The organism is Rhodospirillales bacterium (assembly GCA_016872535.1).
Classification (GTDB): domain Bacteria; phylum Pseudomonadota; class Alphaproteobacteria; order Rhodospirillales; family 2-12-FULL-67-15; genus 2-12-FULL-67-15.
Window position 1 is genome coordinate 1 of record VGZQ01000101.1, and the last position, 8,976, is coordinate 8,976.

Annotated in this window: 9 protein-coding genes; all 9 read left to right on the forward strand. The window is 65.4% G+C overall.

Features of this window, described 5'->3' with window-relative positions; all coding sequences use genetic code 11:
- Nucleotides 1-388: 388 nt before the first annotated feature.
- The 9 genes from flgB (at nucleotide 389) to FJ311_14765 (ending at nucleotide 8,707) form a co-directional block, all read left to right on the forward strand.
- Nucleotides 389-793 carry a flagellar basal body rod protein FlgB gene (gene flgB, locus FJ311_14725; GenBank protein ID MBM3952692.1) on the forward strand — a complete coding sequence of 135 codons (405 nt, stop codon included), beginning with the start codon at nucleotides 389-391 and terminating at the stop codon, nucleotides 791-793.
- Nucleotides 794-816: 23 nt separating this feature from the next.
- Nucleotides 817-1,230, forward strand: a complete 414-nt coding sequence (gene flgC / locus FJ311_14730) for a flagellar basal body rod protein FlgC (GenBank protein MBM3952693.1) — start codon at nucleotides 817-819, stop codon at nucleotides 1,228-1,230.
- Nucleotides 1,231-1,258: 28 nt separating this feature from the next.
- Complete coding sequence (locus tag FJ311_14735; protein ID MBM3952694.1) at nucleotides 1,259-1,603, forward strand: flagellar hook-basal body complex protein FliE; 345 nt, start codon at nucleotides 1,259-1,261, stop codon at nucleotides 1,601-1,603.
- Nucleotides 1,604-1,627: 24 nt separating this feature from the next.
- Nucleotides 1,628-1,894, forward strand: coding sequence for a flagellar biosynthesis protein FliQ (gene fliQ, locus FJ311_14740; protein MBM3952695.1), 267 nt, complete (start codon nucleotides 1,628-1,630; stop codon nucleotides 1,892-1,894).
- A 7-nt stretch (nucleotides 1,895-1,901) separates the two neighbouring features.
- Nucleotides 1,902-2,666 carry a flagellar biosynthetic protein FliR gene (locus FJ311_14745; GenBank protein MBM3952696.1) on the forward strand — a complete coding sequence of 255 codons (765 nt, stop codon included), beginning with the start codon at nucleotides 1,902-1,904 and terminating at the stop codon, nucleotides 2,664-2,666.
- An 18-nt stretch (nucleotides 2,667-2,684) separates the two neighbouring features.
- A complete protein-coding gene (gene flhB / locus FJ311_14750; protein ID MBM3952697.1) occupies nucleotides 2,685-3,752 on the forward strand; it encodes a flagellar biosynthesis protein FlhB in 1,068 nt (355 codons plus the stop codon).
- A 1-nt stretch (nucleotide 3,753) separates the two neighbouring features.
- Nucleotides 3,754-5,877, forward strand: coding sequence for a PAS domain-containing protein (locus tag FJ311_14755; GenBank protein ID MBM3952698.1), 2,124 nt, complete (start codon nucleotides 3,754-3,756; stop codon nucleotides 5,875-5,877).
- 265 nt (nucleotides 5,878-6,142) lie between these two features.
- Nucleotides 6,143-7,216, forward strand: a complete 1,074-nt coding sequence (locus tag FJ311_14760) for a patatin-like phospholipase family protein (GenBank protein ID MBM3952699.1) — start codon at nucleotides 6,143-6,145, stop codon at nucleotides 7,214-7,216.
- 42 nt (nucleotides 7,217-7,258) lie between these two features.
- Nucleotides 7,259-8,707, forward strand: coding sequence for a GntP family permease (locus tag FJ311_14765; GenBank protein ID MBM3952700.1), 1,449 nt, complete (start codon nucleotides 7,259-7,261; stop codon nucleotides 8,705-8,707).
- Nucleotides 8,708-8,976 lie beyond the last annotated feature (269 nt).

Here is an 8,976-nt window from a genome sequence, read left to right on the forward strand (position 1 = left end):
CGGGTTCGTATTTGAGCGCGACCGCGAGCGCCGTTTGCGGGGGCGTGCGCGCGTTTCCGGCTTCGCCGTCGGCGGGTCTCTGCTCGGCCACGTTCGCCCTCCCGAAATGCCCTCGGTCCCGAATAGCCTGAGGGGGGAAATTTAACAAACTCTTAACCGTGATGCGGAATTTTACGACGGTTTTTCAGGGGATTGGGGCCGGCCGGCGGCTGGCCCCGCGGAGGCATCGCGCGGGCTTCGGGGGGTGGCGACGGCGACTCAGCGGACGCGCCGTTTACCATTCGTTAAGGATAAACGGCCGATACTCCGGCCAACGCGATCCCGGCCGGACCGAGTTGGAGGGGCCCGCCCGCAGGAGCGCAGCGCATCGCGAGAAGGGGCATCCGCCATGGATTTCGCCACTCTGCCGCTGTTCCAGGCGGTGAAGAAACGGCTCAACTGGCTCGGCCAGCGCCAGGAAGTGCTGTCCCAGAACATCGCCAACGCCGACACGCCCGGCTACCGCGCGCGCGATCTCAAGACTTACGACTTCCGCGAGATCGTCCGGCGCGAAGCCCAGCAGATCAACATGACCGTGACGGGGCCCAACCAGATGCCCGGCCAGCGCAAGCGGCTGCGCGACTTCACCGAGGCGGAAACGAAAATTCCCTACGAAACCCGGCCCGACGGCAACAGCGTCGTGATCGAGGAACAGATGATGAAGGTCGGCGAAGCCGGGCTCAAGCATCACCTGACCACCGAACTCTACCGCAAGCACATGGCGCTGTTCCGCATGGCGCTCGGCAAGGAGTAGGCCCGAATTTTTAGGATCGGATCATGGAAGACCTGATGAAAACGATGCGGCTTTCGGCCGCCGGCATGAAGGCGCAAGGCACGCGGCTCCGCGTCATTTCGGAAAACGTCGCCAACGCCGATTCCCTGCCGACCGCGCCGGGCGGGCAGCCCTACCGGCGCCGGGTGGTGAGCTTCAAGAACGAACTCGACCGCGCGACCGGCCTGCAGATGGTCAAGGTCAAAAACATCCGTCCCGACCGGAGCGAATTTCCCCAGCGTTTCGATCCCAACCACCCGGCCGCCGACGCCAACGGCTACGTCAAAACGCCCAACGTCAGCACCCTGATCGAAATGACCGACATGCGCGAGGCGCAGCGTTCCTACGAGGCCAACATGACCACCCTCAAGGCCGCGAAAACGATGCTGCAAGGCACCATCGACATCCTTCGTCGCTGAGTGAACCGACAACACAAGGGAACTCCAGATGTTGAAACCAGTCACTTCCGCCGCGTCCGCCATCGCCGCCTACGACAGCGTCGCCAAAGGAGCGCCGGGATCGATCGGCGGATCGATCGGCAAGGGTTTGGGTACGGGAGGCGGCGCCGGCGACGGCGGCGCGTTCGCCGATCTGGTCAAGAGCGCGATCCAGGAGGCCGCCCGCATCGGCAAGACCGCCGAACAGGCGTCGATCGCCGCCGTCAACGACCGCGCCGACATCGGCAAGGTCGTGACCGCGGTCGCCGAAGCCGAACTGACCCTGCAGACGGTGGTCACCGTCCGCGACCGGGTGATCGAGGCTTACCGCGAAATCATGCGCATGCCGATCTGACGCGGGCCGCGGGGGAGTCGGACCATGGACCAGGTTGCCGTCATCGAAATCGGCCGCGACAGCCTGTGGCAGATCCTGATCATCAGCGCGCCGCTTTTGATCGCGGGCATGGTGGTCGGCATCGTCATTTCGCTCTTTCAGGCGCTGACCACGATTCAGGAAATCACCCTGACGTTCGTCCCCAAGATCGTGGCGGTGTTCGTCGCGACCGTGGTCTTCCTGCCGTTCATGATGACGACGCTGATCGAGTTTTCCCACGGTTTGTTCGACCGCATCGCCGCCATAGGATAGCGCCCCGATGCTCGAGCAGCTGATCGGCGGCGGCGTTTTCGTCTTCCTCCTGGTGTTCACCCGCGTCGGCGCGGCGCTGATGTGGCTGCCCGGGGTCGGCACCGCCGCGGTGCCGGTCAACGTCCGCCTCGCCATCGCGCTGCTGGCGAGCTTCGCGCTGGTCGCGCCGCTCGCGCCGGTGCTGCCGGCCCAGCCGCCGGAGGAGCCCTCCGGCCTCGCCATCCTGCTCGCCGGCGAGGCGCTGATCGGCACCCTGTTCGGCCTGATCGGGCGCGTCCTGCTCGCGGCGCTGCAGACCGCCGGCACGTTCATCGCGCTGTTCGCCTCGATCGCCAACGCCTTCGTCAACGATCCGGTGGCCGAACAGCAAAGCTCGACCGTGTCCGGGTTCCTCTCGCTGCTCGGCGCCACCCTGATCGTGACGACCGATCTGCACGAGGTCATGCTGCGCGCGCTGGTCGGAACCTACGACCTGTTCGTGCCGGGCGAGGCGCCGCCGCTCGGCGATCTCGCCGACTTGTTCGCGCGCCAGGTTTCCGGCTCCTTTCTGCTCGGGTTCCAGCTGGCGTCGCCGTTCCTGATCGCGGCGCTGATCTATTACGTCGGCCTCGGCGTGCTCGGGCGGCTGATGCCGACGCTGCACGTGTTCTTCTTCGGCTTGCCCGCCCAGATCGGGTTGCAGCTCTGGCTGCTGACGGCGGTGATCGCCGGGATGATGCTGGTCTTCGCCGACCGGTTCCGCGCCGCGTGGGGCGTATTCGCCTCGCCGTGAGCGGCGGAGGGACGGGCCATGGCCGAACAAGACGACGCCGACAAAACAGAAGACCCTTCGGGACGAAAACTCGAACGCGGCCGGCGCCGCGGCCAAGTCGCCAAGTCCCAGGAAGTCGCCCATTGGGGCATCATCATGGCCGGCGCCCTGCTGATCGTGTTCGCGGCGCCGTGGACCATGAAGGGCGTCGCGCGCGTCGCGCTGCCGTTTCTCGAATCGCCCGCGCAAATTCCGGCCGACTTGGGCCGCCTGCAGGCGTTGTTCGGCGACGTCGCCCAGGCCCTGCTGGCGGCGGTATGGCCGGTGTTCCTGTTCCTGGTGATCGCCGCGCTCGCCATCCATCTCGTGCAGACCGGGCTGGTGTGGGCGGTCGACAAGTTCGAGCTCGATTGGAGCCGGCTGTCGCCCATCAAGGGCTTCGGTCGCCTGATGTCGACGCGCACGCTCGCCGAGTTCGTCAAGGGCATCGTCAAGATCGCCGTCATCGGTTTCGTCATCTTCACCGTCGCGCTGCCGGTCATGCGGGACGTCGAACTGCTGCCGGCGATGGGTCTCGGCGCGGTTCTCGACCATTCCGAGGCGGTGGTGCTGCGCGTCGCCGCCGCGACGCTGGCGGTCCTGACCGTGATCGCGGGATTCGACTTCGCCTACCAGCGCTTCATGTTCACGCGCCAGATGCGCATGACCAAGCACGAGGTCAAGGAAGAAACCAAGCAGGCCGAAGGCGATCCGCACGTCAAGGCGCGCATCCGTTCGCTCCGGCGCGAGCGCGCGCGCCAGCGCATGATGGCGGCGGTGCCGAAGGCGACGGTGGTCATCACCAACCCGACCCACTACGCCGTCGCGCTCGCCTACGAGATAGAGAAGATGGAAGCGCCCAAGCTGGTCGCCAAGGGCGCCGATTACGTCGCGCTCCGCATCCGCGAGATCGCCGAGGAACACGAGGTGCCCATCGTCGAAAACCCGCCGCTCGCCCGCGCCCTGTTCGCCAGCGTCGAACTGGACCAGGAAATCCCGATCGAGCACTATAAGGCGGTGGCCGAGGTGATCGGCTACGTCATGCGCCTCAAGAAAAGGTTGAATTGACATGAGCCGCGCGAAGCCTTCCGGCGGCGCGCACCGCCCTGTGACGCTCGGCGACGCGGCCCGGACCGCGCTCGGCGCCTTCCGCGCGTGGTGGTCGCCGCCAGACGATCGCCAAGGCGATGACCGCGCCGCCGACACCGGCGAGGAGAAATCCGCGCGCGACGCATCCGATTCCCGTCGCTCGCGCGAAGTTGTCGATTCGCGTCGCTCGCGCGAAGTTGTCGATTCGCGTCGCTCGCGCGACGAGGCGGCCATGGCCGAATACCTCGACAACCTGCCGGCCGGGATCTTTTCCGCCGATGCCGACGGGCGCATGCTCTACGTCAACCGCACGCTGGCCGACTGGCTCGGGCGCCCGGCGGGCGCCATCGTCGGCCGCCCGTTCGCCGATTTCGTGGTCGAGGCGACGCCGTTCCCGCTGCCGCCGGAAGGCGCGGCCAACGCCTTCGACGGCGGTGACGTGGTGCTGGCCGACGATGCCGGCGGCTCGTTTCCCGCGGTGCTGCTGCAAACGGTGCGCGCCGGGGCCGACGGCCGGCCGCTTTACACCCGCTCGCTGGTGATGCGCGATTTCGCCCGGCGCGCGGAAACCGCGCCCGCCGCGCCCGCGTTGCCGGCGTGGCTGTTCGAGCGCTCCCCGGTCGGGATCGCCCTTCTCGACTATTCCGGCATCGTCGCCGAATGCAACGACGCGTTCCTCGCGCTGGTCGGCGCGCCGCGCGACGCCGTGATCGGCCGCCCGCTCGCCGAGCGGCTGGCGCCCGAGGACCGCGCCGAGGCCGCCGCCCAGTTCTCCAAGCTGGTGATGGGCACCGCGCCCGCGGCCCACGTCGAGGTGCGGCTGGTCGGCGCGGAAGGGGCCGAGCGCGCCGCCGCGATCCACGCCCGTCCGGCGGGCGAAGACGGCGACGACCGCCTGGTGCTGCACGTGGTCGACACCACCGAGCGCAAGCACCTGGAGGTCCAGTTCGCCCAGGCGCAGAAGATGCAGTCCATGGGCCAGCTCGCGGGCGGCATCGCCCACGACTTCAACAACCTGCTCACCGCCATGATCGGCTTTTCCGACCTGCTGCTCGCGCGCCACGGCGCGGGCGATCCCTCGTTCGCCGACATCATGCAGATCAAGCAGAACGCCAACCGCGCCACCAACCTGGTGCGCCAGCTGCTCGCGTTTTCGCGCAAGCAGACCCTGACCCCGGTGGTGCTCGACGTGGCCGCGGCGCTCGCCGATCTCTCGCACCTGCTCGGCCGCCTGCTCGGCGCCAAGGTCGAACTCAGGCTCGAACACGGCCGCAACCTCGCCCATGTGCTGGTCGATCGCGGCCAGTTCGACCAGGTGATCATCAACCTCGCGGTCAACGCGCGCGACGCCATGCCGGGCGGCGGCACGCTCGCCATCCGCACCGGCACGGCCGAGATCGCCGCGCCGACCCAGCGCGGTCACGAGTTGGTCGCGCCCGGGCGCTACGTCGCGATCGAGATCGCCGACACCGGCTCCGGCATTCCGAAGGAAAATCTTTCCCGCATCTTCGAGCCCTTCTTCTCGACCAAGGAAGTGGGCGCCGGCACCGGCCTCGGCCTTTCCACCGTCTACGGCATCGTGCACCAGACCGGCGGCTACATCTTCGTCGAATCGGCGGTGGGCGAGGGCAGCACCTTCACCATTTACCTCCCCGCGCAGGAACAGGCGGCGGCCGACCGCACCGCCAAGGCGCGGGTGCCGGCGGCGGAACTCGACGCCGACCTCACCGGCGCCGGCACCATCTTGCTGGTGGAGGACGAGGACGCGGTGCGGCTCTTCGGCGGGCGCGCGCTGCGCAACAAGGGCTACCGGGTGCTGGAGGCCGCCGACGGCGAAAGCGCTCTCGACGTGGTCAACCTGGCGATTGCCGAGGGCCAGAAGATCGACCTCATCCTCAGCGACGTGATCATGCCCGGCATGGACGGCCCGACCCTGGTGCAGCTTTTGCGCCAGGAACTGCCGGGGGTGAAAGTCATCTTGATGTCCGGCTACGCCGAGGACGCGGCGCGCGCGCTCGAAAACGATCCCTCGCTCAACTTCCTGCCCAAGCCCTTCAGCCTCGCCGCCCTCGCCGGCAAGGTGAAGGAAGTGATGAAGGGGTAGGCTGCATCAAAGTCGGCACGCGCAGTAAGCCACCACTGGTGCTTCAATATATTAAGGAAGGTCCGCATAAGTCGGTTCGTCGCCCCGGCCGACGCGAAGCGGAGAGCCGGGGTCCAGGAATATCAACACGGTGCTGAACTCCCGCTTTCGCGGGAGTGACGGGTTGGGATTTATTCAAAGTTTCCATAATATATGTCGGCTTGCGATATCGCGCCGGATGCAAGGAGCCCCGAGACACCAATCCCAACCTTTATGGACAAACCGAATGTTGTCGGACGGAGTCAGCATTGATTTGGCCTTACAGGGGGGAGGCGCGCATGGCGCGTTCACTTGGGGAGTGCTGGATCGGCTTCTGGACGAGAAGGGCTGGACCTGCAGCGCTATAAGCGGGGCGAGCGCGGGGGCCATGAACGCGGTCGTGATGGCGGATGGGCTCCTCGACGGCGGGCCCGCGGGCGCTCAAAGGGCACTCTGGGGATTCTGGAAACGTATCAGCCGGGCGGCGCACGGTTATACTGTCGCCAGAAACCTCTTTCACTCTCTTTTCCTTCCAAGCGGCGTGGGCACGGCGGGATGGACCGCTTACAACCCGCTGACCGTATCCGCAGCGATTTGGTCGGCGATGTCCCATGCCGTATCTCGGACACTTTCGCCCTACCAGTTCAATCCGCTCAATCTCAACCCCCTAAGCAGTCTGCTCGACGAGTCGGTGGATTTTGAACGTCTACGGAAGGCCAAGGATATCCGTCTTTTCATCTCGGCCACGAACGTCAGAACCGGCGGAATCAGGGTGTTCCGTAATCGCGAGCTGTCGGCGCGAACCGTCATGGCATCATCGTGCCTGCCGCAGCTTTTCCAAGCCGTCGAGATCGACGGCGAGACCTATTGGGACGGCGGTTATGTGGGCAATCCCGCGCTTCTGCCTCTTATCGCCGAAAGCGCGCCGGAGGACCTACTCATCATTCAGTTGAATCCTCCGGTCCGCAACGAACGGCCCCGAACGACCGACGCTATCGCCGGCAGGCTCAATGAGATCACGTTCAATACGAGTCTGGTCAAGGAACTCAGAAGCGTCGCGCTCTTGAAGCGGGCGCTCGACGAGGAAGCCGTCGACCATGTCTTCCGGCACCCGCTTTTCGGCCAGGTCCGCGCGCTTCGTCTGCATCGAATCGCAGCCGACGAGACGGCGTTCCAACTCGGCGTGAAGAGCAAGCTTGATCCGGAGTGGGAGTTTCTCGTGCGACTGCACGGCCTCGGCGTCCGCGCGGCCGATGCATGGCTCAAGAAACACGGGGCGGATCTCGGAAAGCGGTCGACGCTCGACCTCGATGCGGTTTGATCCGGGGCGCGGAATGGCATATTTCGAACGCGAGGGGCGGCAATGACGGTCGGCATTCTTGGGATTCTGCTGGCGCTCGGGCTTCTCATCTACCTCGCTTATCGGGGGTTGAGCGTGCTGCTGGTGGCGCCGCTCATGGCGCTGATTGCCGTCGTGGCCAGCGGGACACCGGTGCTCGCGTCCTACACCCAGGTGTTCATGCCCGCGCTCGGCTCGTTCGTCATCCAGTATTTCCCTTTGTTCCTCCTCGGGGCGCTGTTTGGCAAGCTGATGGATAATACCGGCGCGGCCAGGTCGCTTGCCGAAGCCATCGTTGCGCGGCTCGGCGAAGCGAATACGATTCCAGCCGTCGTTATAGCCTGTGCCGTCCTGACCTACGGTGGCGTGTCGTTGTTCGTTGTCGCGTTTGCCGTCTATCCCATTGCGGCGGCTATGTTCGAACGCGCGAACCTCCAAAGATCACTCATTCCGGCCTCGATCGCACTCGGCTCGTTTACATTCACCATGACGGCGCTGCCCGGAACGCCCGCGATCCAGAACGCGATTCCCATGCCCTACTTCGGAACGACCGCATTTGCGGCCCCGGGCATCGGAATCATCGCGGGGGCGATCATGCTGGTCCTCGGCCTCCTCTGGCTGTCTTGGCGGGCCAAGACCCGCGCCGCGACGATTCGATCGGATGCGGCGCGCCTTGATCGACCTCGCCGGGTGTTGAGGGAGTATGCGCAAGGGGAAGGATACGACGTCGTCGAGATCGGCGAGCCGGAGGCGGAAGCCCCAAGAAACCTCCCGCCAGTTTGGCTGGCGGCGCTTCCGATCGTGCTCGTGGTCAGTCTCAACTACCTTCTCGCGGCATATGTGCTGCCGTCGCTCGACACGACGTATCTCGCCGACAAGCGATACGGTTCGGTGGCCTTCGATACCGTCAAAGGCGTGTGGGCTGTCTTGATCGCCCTTGCCTCCTCGATCGTCGTGACGGTTGTTTTCAATCGAAACCGCATAAAAAGTCTGAAGGACACGCTCGACAGTGGGGCCAACGCGGCGACCGGCCCGACGTTTAACACAGCGTCGCTCGTCGGCTTCGGGGCCGTCGTTTCATCCCTGCCGGCATTCGCGTTAATCAGGGATGGCGTGCTCGGTATCGCGCCCGATAACCCCCTGATCTCCCTCGCCATTTCCGTCAATATCCTTGCCGGGATTACCGGATCGGCTTCGGGCGGCATGAGCATTGCGCTTCAGACCTTGGGCGGCACGTATCTCGATCTTGCGAGGGCCGCGAACATCGACCCCGATCTATTGCATCGCGTGACCGCGGTCGCGACCGGCGGGCTGGATGCGCTTCCGCACAACGGCGCGGTCATCACTCTGCTTTCTGTTTGCAAGATGACGCACGCCGAGGCCTACAAAGATATCTTCGTTGTCGCATGCGCCATACCGATCCTGGCGCTGGTGGTCATCCTTACTATCGCCACCCTGGCGGGATCGTTCTAGCGCCTCCTCAAGACGGCCAATAAGTCTTGGACTTTCCCGGCGAACCGGCGCTTGCATGAAGAGAGGAATCCGTTTCTTGTATCTTAAGCTACGGAGGAAGCCCCATGAGCCATGGAACTCCAATACAATCTGTCGGACGATATGACCTTTCCCCTGGATTAGGTCCACTCAGAGGGTGAACGTTTCGGTTTGTATCACGGTTTCGGTGTCGGCGGCGAGCGGGCGGGGCGCGAAGCCATCCGGCGAGCGCAGCGCCCCGCCGCGAGCCG

Bases quoted from the DNA above. Each gene is read 5' to 3' on its own strand.
- FJ311_14765 (MBM3952700.1), top strand. From the start codon at position 7,259: ATGACGGTCGGCATTCTTGGGATTCTGCTGGCGCTCGGGCTTCTCATC.
- FJ311_14745 (MBM3952696.1), top strand. From the start codon at position 1,902: ATGCTCGAGCAGCTGATCGGCGGCGGCGTTTTCGTCTTCCTCCTGGTG.
- FJ311_14760 (MBM3952699.1), top strand. From the start codon at position 6,143: ATGTTGTCGGACGGAGTCAGCATTGATTTGGCCTTACAGGGGGGAGGC.
- flgB (MBM3952692.1), top strand. From the start codon at position 389: ATGGATTTCGCCACTCTGCCGCTGTTCCAGGCGGTGAAGAAACGGCTC.
- FJ311_14755 (MBM3952698.1), top strand. From the start codon at position 3,754: ATGAGCCGCGCGAAGCCTTCCGGCGGCGCGCACCGCCCTGTGACGCTC.
- fliQ (MBM3952695.1), top strand. From the start codon at position 1,628: ATGGACCAGGTTGCCGTCATCGAAATCGGCCGCGACAGCCTGTGGCAG.
- flgC (MBM3952693.1), top strand. From the start codon at position 817: ATGGAAGACCTGATGAAAACGATGCGGCTTTCGGCCGCCGGCATGAAG.
- flhB (MBM3952697.1), top strand. From the start codon at position 2,685: ATGGCCGAACAAGACGACGCCGACAAAACAGAAGACCCTTCGGGACGA.
- FJ311_14735 (MBM3952694.1), top strand. From the start codon at position 1,259: ATGTTGAAACCAGTCACTTCCGCCGCGTCCGCCATCGCCGCCTACGAC.